The 20,533-nt window shown below is 34.6% G+C and carries 15 protein-coding genes and 1 tRNA gene; 4 read left to right on the forward strand and 12 right to left on the reverse strand.

The features are described 5' to 3' along the window. Positions 1 to 76: 76 nt before the first annotated feature. Positions 77 to 1,516: a hypothetical protein gene (locus tag L3049_RS01665; RefSeq protein WP_275108037.1), complete on the reverse strand. Its 1,440-nt coding sequence runs from the start codon at positions 1,514 to 1,516 to the stop codon at positions 77 to 79. Positions 1,517 to 2,288: 772 nt separating this feature from the next. Between L3049_RS01665 and L3049_RS01670 the strand changes: the two genes are divergently transcribed. After that, complete coding sequence (locus L3049_RS01670; RefSeq protein ID WP_275108038.1) at positions 2,289 to 2,798, forward strand: DUF6155 family protein; 510 nt, start codon at positions 2,289 to 2,291, stop codon at positions 2,796 to 2,798. On the opposite strand, the gene L3049_RS01675 is transcribed toward L3049_RS01670, so the two are convergent. The 7 genes from L3049_RS01675 to L3049_RS01705 form a co-directional block, all read right to left on the reverse strand. Next, positions 2,795 to 3,742 (reverse strand): NAD(P)H-dependent flavin oxidoreductase, encoded by a 948-nt coding sequence (locus L3049_RS01675; protein WP_275108039.1) that lies wholly within the window; start codon positions 3,740 to 3,742, stop codon positions 2,795 to 2,797. The genes L3049_RS01670 and L3049_RS01675 overlap by 4 nt on opposite strands. Before the next feature lie 328 nt (positions 3,743 to 4,070). Continuing rightward, positions 4,071 to 4,152, reverse strand: a tRNA-Leu gene (locus L3049_RS01680). 246 nt (positions 4,153 to 4,398) lie between these two features. Beyond that, on the reverse strand, positions 4,399 to 5,724 hold the full coding sequence (gene nhaA, locus L3049_RS01685; RefSeq protein WP_275108040.1) for a Na+/H+ antiporter NhaA: 1,326 nt from the start codon (positions 5,722 to 5,724) through the stop codon (positions 4,399 to 4,401). A 199-nt stretch (positions 5,725 to 5,923) separates the two neighbouring features. Further along, positions 5,924 to 6,577, reverse strand: coding sequence for a response regulator transcription factor (locus L3049_RS01690; protein ID WP_275108041.1), 654 nt, complete (start codon positions 6,575 to 6,577; stop codon positions 5,924 to 5,926). Between the two features lie 2 nt (positions 6,578 to 6,579). Next, on the reverse strand, positions 6,580 to 7,872 hold the full coding sequence (locus L3049_RS01695; protein ID WP_275108042.1) for a sensor histidine kinase: 1,293 nt from the start codon (positions 7,870 to 7,872) through the stop codon (positions 6,580 to 6,582). 266 nt (positions 7,873 to 8,138) lie between these two features. Further along, complete coding sequence (locus L3049_RS01700) at positions 8,139 to 9,086, reverse strand: universal stress protein (RefSeq protein WP_275108043.1); 948 nt, start codon at positions 9,084 to 9,086, stop codon at positions 8,139 to 8,141. A 10-nt stretch (positions 9,087 to 9,096) separates the two neighbouring features. Next, positions 9,097 to 9,924, reverse strand: coding sequence for a hypothetical protein (locus L3049_RS01705; protein WP_275108044.1), 828 nt, complete (start codon positions 9,922 to 9,924; stop codon positions 9,097 to 9,099). A gap of 243 nt (positions 9,925 to 10,167) precedes the next feature. Here L3049_RS01705 and L3049_RS01710 point away from each other — a divergent pair, with 243 nt between their 5' ends. Both L3049_RS01710 and L3049_RS01715 read left to right on the forward strand, forming a co-directional pair. After that, positions 10,168 to 10,497, forward strand: coding sequence for a hypothetical protein (locus L3049_RS01710; protein ID WP_275108045.1), 330 nt, complete (start codon positions 10,168 to 10,170; stop codon positions 10,495 to 10,497). Positions 10,498 to 10,647: 150 nt separating this feature from the next. Further along, a complete protein-coding gene (locus L3049_RS01715; RefSeq protein WP_275108046.1) occupies positions 10,648 to 11,271 on the forward strand; it encodes a VTT domain-containing protein in 624 nt (207 codons plus the stop codon). A gap of 106 nt (positions 11,272 to 11,377) precedes the next feature. On the opposite strand, the gene L3049_RS01720 is transcribed toward L3049_RS01715, so the two are convergent. Next, positions 11,378 to 11,731 carry a hypothetical protein gene (locus L3049_RS01720; protein ID WP_275108047.1) on the reverse strand — a complete coding sequence of 118 codons (354 nt, stop codon included), beginning with the start codon at positions 11,729 to 11,731 and terminating at the stop codon, positions 11,378 to 11,380. 135 nt (positions 11,732 to 11,866) lie between these two features. On the opposite strand from L3049_RS01720, the gene mnmE reads away from it, so the two are divergent. After that, a complete protein-coding gene (mnmE, locus tag L3049_RS01725; protein ID WP_275108048.1) occupies positions 11,867 to 13,264 on the forward strand; it encodes a tRNA uridine-5-carboxymethylaminomethyl(34) synthesis GTPase MnmE in 1,398 nt (465 codons plus the stop codon). Between the two features lie 827 nt (positions 13,265 to 14,091). Here the strand turns inward: mnmE and lacZ are convergent. The 3 genes from lacZ to L3049_RS01740 all read right to left on the reverse strand — a co-directional run bounded on the left by lacZ (position 14,092) and on the right by L3049_RS01740 (position 20,482). Then, positions 14,092 to 17,265, reverse strand: a complete 3,174-nt coding sequence (lacZ, locus tag L3049_RS01730) for a beta-galactosidase, LacZ type (RefSeq protein ID WP_275108049.1) — start codon at positions 17,263 to 17,265, stop codon at positions 14,092 to 14,094. Between the two features lie 22 nt (positions 17,266 to 17,287). Beyond that, positions 17,288 to 18,772: a Gfo/Idh/MocA family protein gene (locus L3049_RS01735; protein WP_275108050.1), complete on the reverse strand. Its 1,485-nt coding sequence runs from the start codon at positions 18,770 to 18,772 to the stop codon at positions 17,288 to 17,290. A gap of 282 nt (positions 18,773 to 19,054) precedes the next feature. Next, complete coding sequence (locus L3049_RS01740) at positions 19,055 to 20,482, reverse strand: arylsulfatase (RefSeq protein ID WP_275108051.1); 1,428 nt, start codon at positions 20,480 to 20,482, stop codon at positions 19,055 to 19,057. Positions 20,483 to 20,533 lie beyond the last annotated feature (51 nt).

Here is a 20,533-nt window from a genome sequence, read left to right on the forward strand (position 1 = left end):
TAAACCTTTAATAAAATCAACTTACAATTTAAAATTAGCTGTCTCTAGAATTCTAAGGACAGCTAAAATATTTTAATTATGGATTAAGAGAATTTGCTTGATCAACAATAGCACTATTTCCATTACCATTTTGCATTACAACACTTGAATGTTCTAATCCTACTTGATAAACTTCAGCAGTGTTATTAGAACCATTTTGTAAAATTCCAGAGTAATTATAATCACCGTCTTGAGTAACAATTGCATTATTATTATCTCCATTGAACTGATATATCTCCGAATAGTTATAGTTCCCAGTTTGAATTACATCTGCGATAGAATTTGTAACATCCTGCTGTAAAACTCCTGAATAATTCATGTAACCAAGTTGACCTACCATTGCAAGATTATTTTCTCCTCTTACTTGATAAGTTTCAGCCATATTGTAATTACCTTCTTGCTCAATAAGTGCTCCATTATTTACACCACCAATTTGCTCTGTATAAGCCATGTTATCATCACCAATCTGATATACTTCTGCAGCATTACCTTCGCCACCAATTTGCACCATTGTTACCCAATTAGCAATACCAGCTTGCTCTGAATAAACAGAATTACTCATACCACCATCTTGATAAGACTGAGCAAAATTGAAATCACCGTACTGAACTAATCCTGCCCAATTTCCTTCACCACCTAATTGTGTCGCATATGCTTCATTAGCATATCCTGTTTGAGCTATACCTGCAAAATTATAAGATCCACCGTTTTGGTAAATTTCTGCATAATTCCAGTTTCCTAGTTGTCCTACATAGGCTCTATTCATAATGCCATCATATTGATCAACATATGCAGTGTTGCTATTCTGATATTGCTCTATTTCAATATTGTTTCCTTCACCACCGATTTGATTTGTGAATGCCCAATTGTCATAACCTGTTTGCTCAACTAAAGTTGAATTAAACATTCCACCTTCTTGGAATACATCAGCTAAATTAAATGTTCCATCTTGAATAACTGCAGCCCAATTAGAATATCCGTCATATTGTCTAATTCTTGCTTCATTATAATATCCAAATTGAAGAATAGCTCCAAAGTCAACAATTCCACCCATTTGTGAAACTTTCGCCCAATTACCATCACCAAATTGATTAATTAGTGCTTCCGACCAAAAGTTATCCACTTGCTGGACATATGAAGTATTGAACCAACCATTCTGAAGTACATTTGCGATATCCCAAACACTATTCTGATATACAGAAGACATATTTAAGAATCCGTATTGCTCAACGTAAGCTTCTACCCAAACACTATTAATTTGATTAATAAAAGAAAAATTTAAATCACCAATCTGTGTTGCTGATGCAATATTTAAATCTCCTGATTGATTGATAGTACTATAATTCCATAACCCAACCTGCTCTACTGTTGCTTCTTGGTCATTTCCATTTTGATCAACCATAGATTGGTTTACCTGTGCCATTGAGACTCCTGCAGTTAATACAACAGCCATCATAATTAACATTAGTTTTTTCATCGTTGAATTTTTTAGGTTTAAATGAATATTTGAATAAAGATTTAAAAGTGAATACATATGGTTGTGGTTTAAGACACTTTTACTTCATTCATTTTTAAATTATAATTTTATAAGTTCTTACTTTTGAATTAATAATTACTAATGAACTATATTTATAGTGAATAAGCTTAACGAAATAATTAAGCATATTTGTTCCTCGGAATAGAATTAAACTGATTAAATTATGCGGGTTAGAAACAATTCTTTTAATTGGTCGGGAGACCAAATCACTTATAAATTGAAATATTTTATAAGTAAAAGATAATAGCGAAATAATGATTAAAACGATTACGTTTTTCACAATTAATGTTCTAAGGTTACAAGTAAATGTTAAATTAATTGGTCGATACCTTGTGGCTATAAGGGTTAAACATTAATTTCAATATAAAATATCATAATTGTTTAACAACTCTTCAATTACTCAACAAAATAAATTTACGGAAGTCTCTTCAAATGAATCATATGTATTACATGGAAATGCTTAAAAATGTGATTAGTAGTCTTATTTTATTGATTAAAAATAAAAACATTTGTTTTTTTAAATTTTTTTTTAATAAAAATTAAACAAGCATTGAATACTATTATGAAATATCATAATTCATTAGCAACTAATAATAATATATCCAAGTTTAAGTATCCTAATCAAATCAAGCCTTACACCACTACTCATTTTGAATTTTTATTAGGTAAATTAAAATTCAGATGTAACTTTAGCATATAATTTACAATTGTCATGAGCAAAAGAGATCTTAAAGAATACATACAGCAACTAACAAAAGAGCAACTAAAAGAACAAATTACAGACCTGTACAGCCGATTTAAGGAGGTGAAGGAATTCTATGACTTTGCTTTTGATCCCCAGGAGAATAAGTTATTAGAAGAATGTAAATTCAAAATTTCGAAGGAATACTTTCCAGTGTCAAGCCGAAAAGCGAAGATGAGACGTTCAGTTGCACAAAAGTTTATTCGACATTTTAAAAAACTAGGTGTAGAGCCAAATTTAATTGCTGATGTAATGCTTTATCATATTGAAATAGCACAAACCTATACATCGCATAAATTCGTTAAGCAAGAATCATTTTACAAAAGCATGCTGAAATCTTTTTCTGAAGCGATCGCTTATATTGATGAAAATAGAATTCGAAAAGATTTTCAGGAACGACTAATTAGAATCGCGGATGATACGGCAGAACAAAATTGGATGAATTGGAGAGGCTTTGAAAAGCAAATTAAAATGATTTAGTCAATCAGATCTCTAATTATCTCTTTTACGGAGCGAATGCTATTCACAGATTCAATGCTTGGGCCAGCACACCAAACACTCTTATAACTTGCTTTAAAAGCTGATTTTTTCACCTTATTTATTCCACGCCAAGCAAGAAACAACTTAGCATATTTTTTAAGAACTGGACTGTGGTTTATTAACCATTCCAAAAAATTAGGTTTTGTTCCTATTTTTTGAACAAATGGAGTGTTAATTACGGTAAGTGCAGAGCCAGTTAGTTTAGTTGATTTTACAATATCTTTGCTTCCATACTGAACTACAGCATTTTTGTATTCTAAGGAAACATCAGATTCATTAGTGGCAATAAATATGCTTCCAATTGAAACACCAGCAGCTCCCCACTCAAGCATCTGATTAATGTCTTTTTTGCTAGTAACTCCTCCAGCAGAAATGATTGGCAAGGAAGTCTCCTTTAGCAATTGATGAATTATATCATTTGCCGACAAAGCACCACAATGCCCACCAGCTTCCGAATTGACAGCTATTAAAGCATCTGCGCCAAGCAATTCTACTTTCTTAGCATATTTTGCATCTGTTACATCGCAAAACACTTTTATTCCTTTCGGTTTGCAGGCATTAATCACATTCCTCGGATTTCCAAGAGAAGTAATAATATAATCCACCTCTAAATCGAGCAATACTTTTAGCTGTGATTTGTATTTCAGGTTAGACTTATTAACAATTAAATTAACCCCAAATGGCTTATTGCATGCTTCTCTTATCTCTAAAATTGCTTTTCGAAGCTCTTGATTGGTACGGTAGTTTAATGCGGGAAAAGCGGCCGTACAACCACTTTCTAATGCTGCAATTACCATTTTACTATTGCTTATTAAAAACATTGGAGCCATTAAAATAGGATGCTCAATCCCTAATAATTCGTCTAATCTTTTCCTCTCTCTCATAAATATCATTTATAAAAAGAAGATACAAAGAAATTATTAGCTTATCATCTCTAGACAGATGCCTTGCATAAAACACAAACTAACGTAAGTAATAAATTCAGCTTTACTTTTCTAAAGTCGAGTTTGTGGTCAATGACACATCTTTCTCATAACGAATATCTTTAGAGTTACATCTTTTATTCAAATTGATATGTAGTTAAAAGCTAGAAAAGGAATGTGTTTTATCAATTGTTTTCGAAGGTTATCGGACCTGTTTATGTGTCGAAAATCAGAAGTTAAATATTCTATAGAATAAAAAAAGATCGACACTTTCGTATCGATCTTTTTGTGCGGATGAAGGGACTCGAACCCCCACGCCTCTCGGCACTAGATCCTAAGTCTAGCGCGGCTACCAATTACGCCACATCCGCGTTATTGTTGATTGCGATGCAAAGATGGGTATTTTTTCTTTCCCTCCAAATTATTTAGAAAGAAAAATATCACTACACGTCTTTAACCATAGGCATCACAGGACTAAACTATCTGAAATACAAGTCAATCTGAATATTAAAAAAAATTAATATTTATGAATAATAACAGTCTTTATAAATGCAAGAAAGCTGGAACATACATTCCAGCCTTCAAAAAAACCAATCTATGAAAAATATGCATTACGCTTATTTACGACAAAACAATTTTAAAATTGCAAATCCTACTACTCCTGATCCTATTGATGCGACTAGAACTGCTATTTTAGCTAAGCTTAAAACAGAAGGATCAGTAAAGGCAAGTTGAGAGACAAAGAATGACATTGTGAATCCAATTCCTCCCAGAAAACCAATTCCAATAATTTGCGACCAACAAATTTCTGATGGTTTTTGAGCAAACCCAAAATAAACACCGATATAGGAGAATAAAAAGATTCCTAATGGTTTCCCAATGAATAAACCTAGGATAATCCCTACTGAAATCGGGTCAAAGATATGACTTAATAAATCGCTACTTACCAAAACTCCTGCATTGGCAAAAGCAAACAAAGGTACTATAAGATACGCTACCCAAGGATGGAGAGAATGCTCAAGTCTTTGTAATGGTGAAATTACTTCAATACAGTTTCCTTCTATGGCACTAACCGAGGCCTGGATATGCTTCTCTTTGTTGGTAAGCTTTTCCTGTCCAGGTGTGCTGACCAATTGTTTTAATAAAACAGTATTGGATCTTATAAATTCAACAACATTACGGCTAGCTCTTGCAGGTATCGTAAATGCTAACAAGATCCCAGCTAGAGTAGCATGAACTCCCGACTTTAAAAGCACGTACCAAAGCAAAACTCCTAAAGCTAAAAATATTGGAATACTTCTTACTTTTAAAAGGTTTAAACTCCACAATAGGATATAAATTCCACCACCATAAATGAGGTAAATCCAATCAATTTCATTTGTATAGTATAGTGCAATAACAAGTACAGCTCCAATATCATCCACAATTGCTATTGAGGTTAACAATAGTTTTAAGGATAGCGGAATACGTTTTCCTAAAAGAATCAAGATTCCTAGGGCAAATGCGATATCTGTAGCCATGGGAACTCCCCAACCATGCGTACCTGATCCCGTTTGATTAAAAACAACATAAATTAGAGCAGGTACCAACATACCTCCAATGGCTCCAAAAATAGGCAAACTGGCTTTTTTAATCGATGATAAGCCCCCAGTAAGTAATTCCCTTTTAATTTCTAATCCTACCACAAAAAAGAATATTGCCATTAAGCCATCATTGATCCAATGCAAAAAGCTCTTATTTAATTCCCAACTACCAAATTTGAATCCCATATATTGTTCCCAATAGGCTAGGAACGATTCACTAATTACTGAATTGGCTAATACCAAGGATAGAATAGTAAACAGCATTAAAACAATGCCTCCGAAGGCTTCCAGTCGTACAAATTCTACCAAAGGATCCTTTATTCTATCAAATATTCTTTTTTGCTTAAAAAAACGTACCATATCTTAATTTTCTATGTAAACGAATCAACCAAGAAGGTCTGAAATACAAACTACTTTATCAAATTATCTCTGAAGATTACTTAGCAAAAATAATATTGCGAAAAAATGCTAACAAGGGGGAAATCCCTACTTTGAAAGATAAAGATGAAACTTGCATTAAAGTGCTATTATTTTAGTCAGTAGATGTGAAACAGACAAACTAGAACTTTACGAGCTGATGTTTGAAAGTATATATCACCAAATTTACCGTGTTATAGGTTCCGGTCTTTTGAAACAAGCTACTTTTATGTTTCTCAATGGTTTTGGGACTCAAGAAGGTTTGTTCTGCTATTTGTTTATTACCAAAACCTTTGCAAATTAATTCAAGAACTTCTTTTTCTCTATCTGTTAACTCAGGTAATTCTTGCTGTTTTACCTTCCGTTTTCGTAATATGCTCAACCTATCTGAAAGAAGAGAAACAATTTCATCTGAAAAATAATTACCTCCACTGTACACTTTTAAAATAGCCTTTTCAAACTCCTCTAAATCGGCACTCTTAAGCATGTAGCCCTCAACGCCAGCCATTAGCATTTGCTCCAAGTAATCATCATCAAGAAAGGTTGTTAAGGCAATTATTTTTAACTCTGGATAAGCCTGTAATGATCTTTTACTTGCTTCTACGCCATCCAGTTTAGGCATGTTTATATCCATAAAAATAATATCGGGAACTTTTGTTTCCAAGACTTTCAATAGCTCTAAACCATTTGATGCTTCATCGACAACTTCAACGTATGGAAAACTCTGCAATAATAAACGAAACCCATCTCTAAAAATCTTATGATCGTCAACCAATATTACTTTAATTGTATCCATAACTACTGTCGTTTATCAATTCCTATTTCGATGCTTATTGCAAATCCATTCCCTTTCGATGTATCAATAAGACATTGTCCACCAATCGATTCAACTCGATCAATAATATTGGTCAAACCCATCCCATTAATGTCGCTGACTAAAAGCTCGTCACGATTAAACCCAATTCCATTATCCTGATATTTTAACATGACTTTAGTTGTCCGACTTAAAACAATAGAAGCTTTAGTTGCATTAGCATGTTTTATGGTATTATTGATTAGTTCACTACAAATTCGATAAAGAATTACTTCCCTACTTTTATCCATTTTGCCAAAAAATTCATCAGCGTTAAACTGCAGCTTTAAATTTCCAACTTTATTAATTCTAGAGCAAAATCGATCAAGTGATTCTACAATGTTATGACGTTTTAAAATTGATGGATTCAAATTATTAATAACCTCTGAAACTGTCTGTAAGGCTTGATTAGACAATTGTGTAATTTGGTTTAAATTACTACTTGCTTGCTTATTATCCTTAAACTCTTTCTCTAATATCTTACTATACAAGCCAACACTCGATAACATCGCACCAAGTCCATCGTGAAGATCCATCGCAATCCTTTTCCGCTCACTTTGCTCTACCTTCATTGTGTTTCGCAATAATTCACGGTTTGTCCTGATTAGCGAATTCATTAAACGAACAATCAAAATCAGACTAATTATTAGAATAATAAAAACAGCAGTAAGCAAAATAAAAATCTTCCTTTTTAAAAGGTTATTGCTTTCGCTGATATAGGAATGTAAGCTTTTCTCATATTCGTTAAATATGAGAATAAAATTACGGTTGGAGTTTAATAAACTTGAATCATTTCCTTGCTGCCTCTTATTCAAGCTAAGCTGAACTATCTTTTTTATCTCCACAATAGACGAATCCAATTTAGTTAGCTGATACAGGAATCTATTCCCTTGATCTAATTTTAAACTGTCTGAATTAGTGGTTATCAGACCAATACCTTTGATGTAATTATTGGCTTTGCCATAACATTCAAGAATGGAACCTTTTTTAATGGAAGTATCACCATCCAGAAATTCATCCAGCATTATTCTTGCATTGAAAACTTCAATTTCTATTTTCTCCGAAGATTCCACCAATTGAATGTGTTGAGCATCTAGATTGGAACTGGTTTGAAATGTGTAAATAATTCCTGCGAATGCAACAAAACTGAAAAGTAATAATACAATTACAATCTTTTGTTTGATGAAAAAATTCTTCTTTATTCGCATATATTTTAATGCATTTGTTAAAAGTGCCATTTTTGTATGAAGAACAAATTTACAAATAATATAGCTAATCTTTTTAAGGGTAAGCTTGCTTAATCTACTGGTTTTAAAATCCACAAAGTATTCAAACAATAATCTTAGGAAAAGTCAAATAAGGAAAGCTAACGATCTAACTATGTTTACACGATAATAATTATTTTTCGTAAAGCTTTCCTTTGGTATCGGTCACTAACCCATTCCCTTTAATAAATACTGTGACAATACCTTTTTGACTTTTTATTATTGATTTATTGTTTGTTTTAATTGTTCAATTCAATAGCATTGGTTAGATTTCCTTTTTCACACGTCACAGAATTTGTATTACCAGATCTAAGTAAATCAGTAAAAATATTTTCCTGTCCCACCCCTAAAAACATTACTGGCTTTACGGATTTATGCAAAAGTTCGATGTGCAATCGTTCAGTCTGTCCATCGCTAAATATCATTTCCTGATGTCCCTGTACCAAAATGAGATCGGCTGCTTTATTTTTTGCACCCATAACAAGCGCTTCTAAACGATTTTCTGCTTCTTTTACTTCAATAGAAACCTTACACTCTAGCCCCTCTTTTTCAATTATCTCTTTCATTAAATTCGCCTTTTTATAAGCAAGGCTTCTTTCCAAGTCAATCTTTACGGTTAAAGCCGCAAGAATATGGATTCGGGCATTCATTAATTGACCTAAAAAAATAGACCACTTCAGTAAATCTCTTGATTTTCTTACAATATCAATAGGAACCAATATGTCCCTGACGCCCCTATTCGTCCACTGATGCTTTACAGTTAATACGGGACATATTGATTCACCCACTATTTTTTCAGCACTGTGTCTTCGAAACTTATCTGCAATACCATGTCTTTTCTCATTCTTATTAATGATTATCAAATCAAACTTTTCTTCTTTTGCTATTTCATTTATTATTGAAACATGTTGGCCAATTTCGACTCTTAATTCCATATTGTCTGGCACTTTGCCTTTAAAATGAATTTTTACGAACCTAACCAAACGAACCATGGCTCTAGCCTGCAAATTTTTATCTATATCTGTTTGAATCACATTCGTTAATCGCAAGCTTGGCGGGATTACATGAAGTAATGTAATTCTAGATGATAATCTTCTTCGGAAAAAAAGGGCTTGCCTGAAAGCACTTTCTCCATCTCCAGCTAAACTAATTGGAACTAAAATCCTTTTTAACATTCGAACTTTCATAGCATACGATTTATGAATTACCTACACATATTCCTTTACTTCTTAAAAACCACGAATCAATATATGATCTGAATTTAGTGTTGTATTTTCGTTGATAATTTTCATCAAAAACGATAAGCCTTTGACCATTCTCTTGTGGCAAATTTTCCAATCCTAGTTGATTGTCAGTATTTTCAGATTCATAAAACTGCAAGGATGAACTTTTGCATACTTTTGAAAATATTCTTTTACATGCTTCTATTATTGAGACAGAAAAAGTACTTGAATCGAGGTAAACTCTAAATTCAATCTCTTTATTTAAAGCCATTTTTGCTAAACTAGACAGAACCGATTTAGATGGTTTTACGGTTGTAGCAAAGACATTAACATCATCTATTTCTGTATTTGAACTTTCTCCTGTAAGAATGTATAACGGTTGCTTTATTCCATCAATAATTTCCGCTATTCTTGGATTAGATGACAGTTTGCAAGAATTTTCACAAGGAGCCATTACAACATGCCACTTTTTATCTTGAAAAACTTCACTTGAAAAAAATGAAAGTAAATTACCTTCAAAAGGATATAGCTTAATTTGAGTATCGTCAAGCGGATAATTCTTCAATAGCTTCGTTTTTATTACCTCTAACTCGTTTACAGCAATGTTTTGAAGAATTGGAGCAAGATCTCTTACCATTGAAAATCCAAAATTTGCTTTTTTCCACGTTTGTACAATACAAATTTCGGAACCTGACTGATATAGATGCTTCATGGCAAATTGAATTGCTCTCCAATTTCCTTCTGAAAAATCTGCAAGAATTAAAATCTTCTCGTTTGGCTTATTATTTCTTTTGGTTTGCATGTTTCTTTTTTATTTACAAAACTACAGCCCAGCGAAATGAATCGAAACAGGATGACACCTACTTCGTATGGGGAGAATCCCTACTTCTGCTTTTTTTTCTCATAAAGATTTCATGCAAAGAGGTGAACATTAGCTTTTACCCACACTTATTTTGAATTTATAACGAACATTAACATTTTGAACACTAAAAATCAATCTAACCGATGGTTATTTTTTATACATTTGCTATTCGAAAATTTGAATATGAAAAAACAGTCTATTTTATTATTACTCTTGGCTATTTTATTTGTAATGGTGCCAGTCATGCAACATATCAGTAAAATAAATCAGGAAAATAGTATCGAATCATTTGCTGATTTGATGCCTGAGGCTGAAGATATTTCATCAGAAAATGAGAATATAGACGGAGAAGAACTAAATATGTCAGAAACAAGTCAAAGTTATTTATTAGCAAGCACTTCGTTTTATTATTTTAGCTATTCGGAACACTTTCATTATCCTAAAAACATTGTATCCCCGCCTCCACAGGGTAAATTTTTAAACTTCAAGAATTCCTTTCAAATTAGATCTTAGATAATCTAGTAATAGTATTATCAAACTTTTTTCAGACAATAATATCTAAGGTGAGTATTTGTGCACACTAATAAAAGAATAATAGTCTAGAACATGATAGCCTATTGTATATTCTGTTGCGCATATCAATAAAATAAGAATAAGTAAGAAATGAAAACACCAATTACTCAAAAAAATAGGAAGTCTAGATTTCAACTTCTTCATCAGTATTATTCGTATACTGGCTTTTATCAATTCTTAGGACAAAATATCAAAAAAGCAATACTACCATTGGTTTTACTAATTGGAGGAGCTATTTTATTAGAGCACTACGTTTTAGATTTCCATACGCTCTTTGAAGAAACAACTAAAGACTATTCTGTTATTAGTATTTTCTCGCTCTTTTTTGCTTCCGAATCGTTTTTGGGGCTAATCCCACCTGAATTATTCATTGCTTGGGTAAAAACTTTACCTGAACCTGCGCTCCATTTATCACTTTTAGCCTTGCTCTCCTATATTGGAGGGTGCATATCCTATATTATCGGAAAAACAGTATTAACAATTCCTGCTGTAAAAAAAGTAGTTGAGAACAGAATGAAGAAGCATATTGTTAATTTAAGAAAATGGGGTGGTTTTCTTATCGTTGTTGGAGCCCTACTTCCTTTACCATTTTCAATGGTAAGTATGGCTTCTGGGATTATCAATTTTAGCTTTAAGAAGTACCTTTTATTTGGCTTATTTCGCTTTTTAAGATTCTTTTTATTCGCTATTGCTATTTTCAATATCATGAACTAAAATAGCTTTGCATTCTGCTATTTTGGAGAGAATAATTACCTGTAAAAACAAGAAAAGATCGACAAGTTAAGTATCGATCTTTTTAAGCTTAATGATGTATTTTTTTTTACAATTCGATTGGCGACATTACAAACACGCCAAAGCATTCCTTGTTATCGTAACTGTGTCCTACAATCTGATTGTTAGCATTCAAAACACCTTCCCAAGTATCCAAATGGTACTCGAACTCTTTTTCAACATCCAATAATTCAACTTTTGTACCTGTAATCTTCAAATTGCAGCCATCAAACGTTCCTTCGACATCTTGTTGCACTCGAAAAGGAGTTTCTCCTTCAATACGCTCTGTATAAACAACAACTCCTGTAATACTTTCTCCTGTTTGTGTAAATTCAGCAAAGCCTTCGTCTTTACCAAAACCAAAATCTTCGTTAAAAGTCCAACGACCTGTAATATTCTTCATGGCTTGTTTTTAATTTTAGAACAAAAGTAATAAAATGACAAAAGTGATGGTAACTGAATCATAAATTTAATGAAGAAAAAACCTAGCATTCATAATTCTCTTCTATCTTTGCAAAAGTTTATAACAATAAAGAATATGATTGATCAATCTACTATATGTGCGATTTCTACAGCTCCTGGCAACGGAGCCATTGCGATTGTGCGCCTTTCTGGAGCAAATGCTCTAACAATTTGCGATAAGGTGTTTGTTGCTGCAAGCAAAAAATCTATTGCAGAACAAAAAGCAAATACCGTTCATTTTGGAACCATCCAAGATGGCGAAGATATTATCGACGAGGTTTTGGTGACTATTTTTAAAGCACCGCACTCCTACACGGGCGAAAACAGTATCGAAATTGCCTGCCATGGTGCTCCTTTTATTCAATACCGTATTTTACAGGTATTACTTAAAAATGGTGCTCGTAGTGCTAATCCTGGAGAATATACCCAACGAGCCTTTTTAAATGGCAAAATGGACCTTTCACAAGCCGAAGCTGTCGCTGATTTAATAGCATCAAGTTCAGCTGCTGCTCATAAAGTCGCATTGCAGCAAATGCGTGGAGGTTTCTCTAACGAAATAGCCAATTTACGCGGCCGCCTGTTAAACTTCATTTCTTTAATTGAACTAGAACTCGATTTTGGTGAAGAAGATGTTGAATTTGCAGATCGAACTCAATTAACCAGTTTAGTGAACGAAATTCAGGGATTAATCCAGAAATTGGTTAATTCTTTTGAGTTGGGTAATGTAATTAAGAATGGTGTTCCTGTTGCTATTGTCGGCAATACTAATGTTGGAAAGTCAACTCTTTTAAATGCTCTTTTAAATGAAGATCGCGCCATTGTTTCCGATATTGCAGGTACTACACGTGATGTGATTGAAGATACCATTAACCTTGGCGGGATCACCTTCCGATTTATCGATACAGCGGGTATTCGAACAACTCTTGATAAAATTGAGAGCATGGGAATTGAGCGTACTTACAGCAAAATGAAACAGGCTCAAATCGTTCTTCTACTAATTGATGCTGACCGTAACATTGAAGATGTAAATGATTCAATTCTTAAAGTAAACGAAGCTATTGATCGTGAGGCACAACATTTGATTATATGCATTAATAAAATTGATTTGATTCCAGATCCTCAAGGATTTGCAAAAAGCTTAATCGGTGTACAAACAGATGATAAATTGCTTTTTATATCTGCAAAACAAAAGCAAAACATCGATTCCTTAACCAAGGAACTTCTAAAAACAGTAAATATGGGTACAATTAATGAGCAAGATGTAATTGTGACCAACATTCGCCATTTCGAAGCTCTTAAAAATGCCTTAGGAAGTATTGATAGAGTAAATACTGGCTTAGAAGGCCAGATCCCTACTGATTTCCTTGCTCAAGACATTCGTGAATGCCTTCATTTCCTAGGTGAAATTACTGGAGATATTAGTACTGATGAAGTTCTAGGGAATATCTTTAAGAATTTCTGTATCGGCAAGTAACCAACTTAACTAACTGAATTGTTGATGATTGCATTTCCATTATTAACAAATAGACACATAATAAATTACAACCCGAATAATTAAAGAAAGCCCTATTTTAACCGGTAAAATAGGGCTTTCTTATTCTCACCTTTTGATCTTTCTATTACCATCCCCTAATGGTATAGGATTTTTTCGTATCCCATTTGCATCATTATTTCGGAGTGCTATCCCAGAGATTTTTTGTTCTATCCACTCCAAAAATCGAAGCGAGGTCATCAAACCCAGTTACGGAAATTTAACAACCGTTACATAAAATATCTTGGCTACAAAATAAGGCACTTCAGATAATTCATAAAATATTTTGTCAAATTTTTGAGGTGAAAAAATTTTCTTTTTTACACTGATAATTCTTTGCTGTATTATGACAGTACTTACTTCATGTGCTCATTTTGTTCTTCCATGCTTGTTAATTTGTAGCCACTATAAAACCGTCTGCATCAGCTTAAAAAAAAGCTCCTCCTGCCTGCACCACTATTACACAATGCTTCAATAATTTGAAATGACAGGCGGATGCTTTAATTACTAACCACTAACTATTTTTAATATAATTCCAAATTGATTAGAATATCGATTCGACGATAAAACTAAACTCTTACGTTTAGCCGTTTTGTACATAAGTTTACACTTAACCCAAAAATATCCTAATCACGATAAAAGTTCTATGTGAGCTTTTAAAAAGCTCCACCTGCCTGCACCACTACTACACAATGCTTCAATAATTTGAAATGACAGGCGGATGCTTTAATCACTAATCACTAACTATTTTTAATATAATTCCATATTGATTAAAATACAGGTTCAATACTAAAGTTAAACTCATAATCCATCGCCGACACCGAATACTCTGGATATGGCGTTGATCCCCAGGAATCATCTCCTGCGACACCCATCATTCTCAGGTCAAGATTCACAAAAACCCCGTCTTTCTTAACAATATCGTTGGTATGGCGAAAATCGGTGTGTGTAATCTGATCGAAATCTTCAAGTGGATTGTGATGTGCAGAGAAACCAACTTGAGGCTGGCCACTTATGCGAATTCCAAAACCATTTTCATTTCTCAACTCAAACCAACGTACTTCGGTCTTGTAACCATTCTCCTGTGGTCGCACATAGTTGAAATACTGATCGGCCACTTTGCTTTTGTAATTTCCTACAAAAGTTCCATTATTACGATCAATATAGTTCTCCTGAGGTCCACGACCAAAATATTCCAGATTGTCGAAATTTACAGGTAATTCAAGTCGCATTCCAAATCGAGGCATATCCGGCAAATCTTCCTTACCAAGCTTTATATTACTCTTAACGGCTACTTTTCCATCTCCAGTAATGGTATATTTTATACTCTGAGAAGAATTGATTTTCGGAAGATTATAACTTACTGTTACAATAACTTTTTCTGATTTGCTTTGAACGCTTTCAATTCCTGATAATTCAGGAGAATTGGATACATCGCGCCAAATACCCAAGCGTTTAATCATATTACTTCCCTTATCATTATCGTTGGGTGCTCTCCAAAAATTAAGTAAAAAGCCTTTCTGAATCAGTTCCTGACCTGCCATCTGATAAGAAGAAAGTATTCCATTGGATTTATCAAAGCTGATCTCGAAGTTTTCACCTGTGATGTTCACAAAATCAGAAGTATCTTTCAATTTTAGCTCAGGACAGCTTTTTTCAGCTTTTGCGATCATTGGCAATACTGGCAAGGCAAACTGATCGTGTGCCACTTCAAATCCTTTTGGCCTGAATGGCTGATCAACTGTCAACACAACAGAGAAATCCACAAAATACTCTATGCCTGGCTCTTGCTTAATCTCCGAAAGTGCCAAATTAACGACTTGACTTTCCTGAGCATTCAGATTAAAATCTTCTATAACCTTTGAAGTGATCTCCTCGCCATTTTCCGATAAAGTCCACTTGATTTGATAGTCCTTCAGATCGATAAAATCGTGAAAGTTCTTAATAAGAAAGCTTCCTTTTTCAAGATCCTCGCTATAGAACCTTACATTCTGGTAGGCGTATTTCACTTCCCACATTGCAGGGTGAGGCGTATAATCTGCTGAAATAATACCATTAATGACAAAGTTATAATCTGTCGGCAGTCCTTCGGGGCCATAATCACCTCCATAAGTCCAAAAATCAAGCCCATTTTGATCGGTTTTTACAAGGGCTTGATCAATCCAATCCCAAATATATCCCCCTTGCAACTGGGTGTTCTCTTCATCGTAAATCACATTCCATAAATCAAGTAGGTTACCCGTACTATTACCCATGGCGTGCGCATACTCACTGATGATCATTGGCAGGGTCTGCTTTTTAGATGCATATTTTTTCAAATATTTAGCACCAGGGTACTGGGGACAATAAAGGTCAGTATTCGGACCCATGATAGCACGTTCGTAATGAATCGGACGTGAAGGATCACGATCTTTGATCCATTTGTACACAGCCGTAAAATTCTCACCATCACCAGCTTCATTCCCCATAGACCAGACAATGACCGAAGGATGATTCTTGTCGCGTTCCACCATACGGATGTTACGATCCAAATGAGCCTGCTTCCAGTCAGGATTTTTGGCTAATGAATGCTCACCATAGTACATGCCATGAGATTCGATATTGGCTTCGTTGGTAATGTACAAACCATATTGGTTGCATAATTCATAGAAACGTTCATCATTGGGATAATGGCTAGTTCTGACAGCATTAATATTGAACTGCTTCATCAGTGCTATTTCCTTTATCATACCCTCTTCACTTACCACATGACCTTTGAACTGGTCGTGTTCATGGCGGTTAACTCCCTTAATAAGCGTAGCCACACCATTGATGTAAAAAACAGCGTCTTTTATTTCAACTTTTCGGAAACCTACTTTACAAGAAACGACCTCAGAAACATTTCCCTTCTTATCCTTTAGTGAAATAAGTAATGAATAAAGGTTAGGCGTTTCGGCCGTCCACTTTTTAGGGTTCGAAATCTCTTTAGTAAAATTTAGCTTAAAGTCTGATTTTCTATCGATAAGAACTTTTTGTGAATCAGCAGCTACTAATTTTCCTTGCTCATTAATCAAACGATACTCAACTTCATAATTGCCTGAACGCAATTTTTGGGTATGGTTTTGCAAATCAATATCCAAAGACAAGAGACCATTCTTGTATTGAGAATCCAGATCAGCTTTAGCAAAGAAATCACGAATACGAACCTTTGGAGTAGAATACAAGTAAACATCTCTTTCAATTCCACTAATTCTCCAAAAATCCTGACATTCCAAGTATGATCCATCAGACCAGCGATAAACTTCTAGAGCTAACACATTCTCACCTTTTTCAAGATATTTAGTAATATCCCATTCTGCTGGTGTTTTACTTCCCTGACTGTAACCTACTTTTTTCCCATTTACCCATATATACATGGCAGATTTAACCGCACCAAACTGTATAAAGACCTGACGACCATCCCAATTTTCAGGAATAGTAAAATTTCTTCGATACGAGCCAACAGGATTGTAATCATGTGGTACTTTTCCTGGGTTTTTAGGATAGATTTTTCCTGTAAACTCAATCTCATCAGAAACCGGAGCTTTATAATCTGCAAATTCGTACTGATGATTGACATAAATAGGTGCTCCATAGCCCTCTAATTCCCAGTTTGCTGGCACCGGAATATCATCCCAAGCTGAAACATCGTAAGCTGTTTTATAAAAGTCTTTAGGACGATTAGCTGGTTTACCTACCCAATTGAACTTCCAGGTTCCACTTAAACTTTTATAATAAACAGACTGATTCCTTTTTTTTGTTAAAGCCGCATCAAGGCTTTTAAAAGGCATTAAAGTGGCGTGGGCAACTTCTTTGTTCTGATCAAACATCTTAGGGTTCTCCCAATCTGTGATTTTATCCTCCATTGTCTGTGCACTGGCAGTTAATACCAATAGAGATAAAAGTTGAATAATTGAAAATTTCATAATTCTATTTCAGATTATCTGATTAATGTACCTCAAGTTGCCCTTTAGAATCTGCTTTTTTAAGATTTCTTACACCTGTTGTTCCACCACCATTTAAAGTCAAATCTATTGGTTTATTGGTTTTCCATGCACCTCTTGTAAAATCAGGAATTTCAATAGAATTTGATTTATTGGCAATAGACCATTCACTTAAAGGTGTAATACAACTCCAGGATGCAGCATCATATACATCCATATCCATTGGCAAGCCGTTACGTAAGCAGTCAATTAAACGCCAATCCATTACGAAATCCATGCCACCATGACCACCAACTTGTTTGGCCATTTCACCAACTCTTCGGATAATTTCAGGAGTGTATTTTTCTTCTAATTCTTTAAATTTTGTATCATCTATCACGTTATGCCCGAATGCAATATGCTGTTTAGGCCATTTTTGTGCAAAACATTTTGTTCCGCTCAACATATGAATTCTTGAATAAGGTCTTGGAGAACTAATATCATGCTGTATCATTATGGTTCGTCCCATATTGGTACGAATCATCTGCATATCCATATTACCTCTCATTTCCCATCCTACGAATTTTTCAAAGAAGGAATCTTCTTTAGCCATCTCAGCAATTCGATGCTTCAATGTAAAATCTTCAGACATCATGGATGTTAAGTAATCCATTTTGTCACCTCGATTAATATTCATTGCTTGGCAAATAGGTCCTAAACCATGGGTTGGGTATACATTTGCCTTACGTTTGTTCTCATGTAAACGCCACATTCTAGTGTATGCTCCATCAGACATTTTATCATCTTTTGGCTTATTAAAATGCCAATAATCAAGATCGTGAATATAGGCGCCTTCTCCGTGAATAAGATCACCAAATGCACCTTGCTGAGCCATGCTAATGGTTAACATTTCGAAGAAATCATAGCAACAATTTTCTAAAATAACACAATGCTTACGGGTACGCTCTGATGTTTCAACCATTTGCCAGCATTCGTCCATTGTTTTAGCTGTAGAAACTTCAACAGCCGCATGACTGTCAGCTTCCATTGCAGCGATAGCCACAGGTACGTGCCATTCCCATGGTGTAGCTATATAAACAAGATCAACCAAACCACTTTCACACAATTCCTTGAATCCTAAATCACCTCCAACAAATTCTTTGGCTTTTGGTAAACCTGCATCTGATAGAATTTTTTGCCCACCATCAACAGCAGCTTGCCTAATATCACAAAGAGCTGTTATTTCGACACCTTCGATATAAGTCATACGTTTTACTGCTCCTGAACCACGATCACCTATACCAACAAATCCAACACGAACTGTATCGAGTTTTGGGGCAGCATAACCACACATATTGAAATTCATTGATGGATTTCTTGATGCAGCAGCTTTTATATAAGCCAAATTACTTTCATCTTTGGTGCTTGAACAAGCTGCAAGTGGTGCTGCAGCAAGTACACCGGCTCCAAGAGCCAAATTACTTAGAAATGATCTTCGGTTTGTTGTCATGTTTATACTTGATTTTGTATTTATTTCTACTATCCAAAACTATTAAACATTAGGAATGAAAAGGGGGAAAAATCATTCAACCTATGTGTACAAATCAGTAATTATTGCATTTTATTCAACTATTAAAGCAAAAAACAATGATTATCACCTAAAATCTTCTTTTGTTTACTTCTTATTTACCAAAATATTATAAGTAAGCAGATTGGATTTTAACTACATACTACATGATTTTTTTATCTACTCTCCCTTCTGCAACTATTCAGAACCTATTAACTTGAATGCCTACTTGATTTCCTTCTCATAGAGAAATGGAAATTCTATTGACTCTTCATGTTCCTTCTCAAAGAGTTTTTTCATCTGAGCAACAACATCAGGATGCTGTTCTGCGATATTTATCTTCTCGTAAGGATCAGATTCTAGATCGTACAACTCAATTGGAGTATTCTCTTTCGTGATTTTCACACGAACTGCTTTCCATTTCCCCTTTCTTATAGCCTGCTTATCGCCAGTGTAGCCATGGAATTCCCAATAGAGCAAGTCATGTTCAGCCTGTTTCTCTCCAAGCAGCTCTGGCAAAAATGATATACCATCTACATCTTCAGGTGTTTCCACTCCTGCCACATCACAAAAAGTTGAAAAAATATCCCAAAAGGCCGAAACATGATTCGACACACTTCCAGCTTCAACATTACCTGGCCATTTCACAATAAAAGGAGTACGAATTCCCCCTTCATATAAAGATCTCTTATTCCCTCTTAATCCTCCAGAACTATTAAAAAATTTAGGATCATTTCCTCCTTCAACATGAGGTCCATTATCGGAAGCAAAAATGATAATTGTATTCTCGTCCAAGCCTAATTCCTTTAACAAAGTATTCAATTTGCCGATATCTCCATCCATATGTGATACCATTGCTGCATATGCCGCTCTGGGGTGATCCTGTTTCCCATAATGACCTCCCGACCATGGTTTTTCGGGAAATTCCCCTTTAAACTTCGCCAGATATTTTTCAGGAATAACCATTTCAGCATGTGGGATTGCGTAGGCCAGATAAAGGAAAAATGGCTTTTCTTTATTCTCCCTGATAAAATCAATTGCTCTTCGCGTTGTTTCATCATGACTATACATCTTTTGCTGTCTATTCTTATTTTCAGGGTAGAATACCTTTTTGTCATTCTCCCACAAATACTCTGGAAAGTAATGGTGTGCTTTCATCTGACAGTTGTACCCAAAGAAATAATCAAATCCCATTTTCAGAGGATCACTATCTGATCCTGGAAAGCCAAGTCCCCACTTACCAACACAAGCAGTAGTATATCCTGCATTTTTTAGAGAGTGAGCTACAGTGCGGGTCTCAGATGGCATAGCCATTTGCCCTTCAGGTTTTATTTCCTTATTACCACGAACAATAGAATGTCCGGTATGTTTTCCTGTCAAAAGGGCACATCTTGATGGAGCACAAACCGTACAGCCCGTATAATGATTGGTAAAACGAACCCCTTCCGAAGCCATTCTGTCCAGATTAGGGGTTTCTATGATCTTCTGTCCGTAACAGCCCAGATCACCATAACCCAAATCATCAGCAAGAATGTATATAATGTTGGATTGCTTTGTTTCTGGTTTTTTATCCTTAATAGAACAGGCAGACAGGCTTAGTAAAGCTGTTGCGCCAAGGCTTATAATTGATTTGTTTGAAGTTAATTGCATCATCAATTTTAAATTGAATTATTAATCTGATATCAGGCTAAACAAAAGAGTATT

It is taken from the genome of Labilibaculum sp. DW002, assembly GCF_029029525.1.
GTDB classification, from domain to species: Bacteria; Bacteroidota; Bacteroidia; order Bacteroidales; family Marinifilaceae; genus Paralabilibaculum; species Paralabilibaculum antarcticum.

Bases quoted from the DNA above. Each gene is read 5' to 3' on its own strand.
- L3049_RS01735 (WP_275108050.1), bottom strand. From the start codon at position 18,772: ATGACAACAAACCGAAGATCATTTCTAAGTAATTTGGCTCTTGGAGCC.
- L3049_RS01700 (WP_275108043.1), bottom strand. From the start codon at position 9,086: ATGAAAGTTCGAATGTTAAAAAGGATTTTAGTTCCAATTAGTTTAGCT.
- L3049_RS01675 (WP_275108039.1), bottom strand. From the start codon at position 3,742: ATGAGAGAGAGGAAAAGATTAGACGAATTATTAGGGATTGAGCATCCT.
- nhaA (WP_275108040.1), bottom strand. From the start codon at position 5,724: ATGGTACGTTTTTTTAAGCAAAAAAGAATATTTGATAGAATAAAGGAT.
- L3049_RS01705 (WP_275108044.1), bottom strand. From the start codon at position 9,924: ATGCAAACCAAAAGAAATAATAAGCCAAACGAGAAGATTTTAATTCTT.
- L3049_RS01690 (WP_275108041.1), bottom strand. From the start codon at position 6,577: ATGGATACAATTAAAGTAATATTGGTTGACGATCATAAGATTTTTAGA.
- L3049_RS01710 (WP_275108045.1), top strand. From the start codon at position 10,168: ATGAAAAAACAGTCTATTTTATTATTACTCTTGGCTATTTTATTTGTA.
- L3049_RS01740 (WP_275108051.1), bottom strand. From the start codon at position 20,482: ATGATGCAATTAACTTCAAACAAATCAATTATAAGCCTTGGCGCAACA.
- L3049_RS01670 (WP_275108038.1), top strand. From the start codon at position 2,289: ATGAGCAAAAGAGATCTTAAAGAATACATACAGCAACTAACAAAAGAG.
- L3049_RS01665 (WP_275108037.1), bottom strand. From the start codon at position 1,516: ATGAAAAAACTAATGTTAATTATGATGGCTGTTGTATTAACTGCAGGA.
- mnmE (WP_275108048.1), top strand. From the start codon at position 11,867: ATGATTGATCAATCTACTATATGTGCGATTTCTACAGCTCCTGGCAAC.
- lacZ (WP_275108049.1), bottom strand. From the start codon at position 17,265: ATGAAATTTTCAATTATTCAACTTTTATCTCTATTGGTATTAACTGCC.
- L3049_RS01695 (WP_275108042.1), bottom strand. From the start codon at position 7,872: ATGGCACTTTTAACAAATGCATTAAAATATATGCGAATAAAGAAGAAT.
- L3049_RS01720 (WP_275108047.1), bottom strand. From the start codon at position 11,731: ATGAAGAATATTACAGGTCGTTGGACTTTTAACGAAGATTTTGGTTTT.
- L3049_RS01715 (WP_275108046.1), top strand. From the start codon at position 10,648: ATGAAAACACCAATTACTCAAAAAAATAGGAAGTCTAGATTTCAACTT.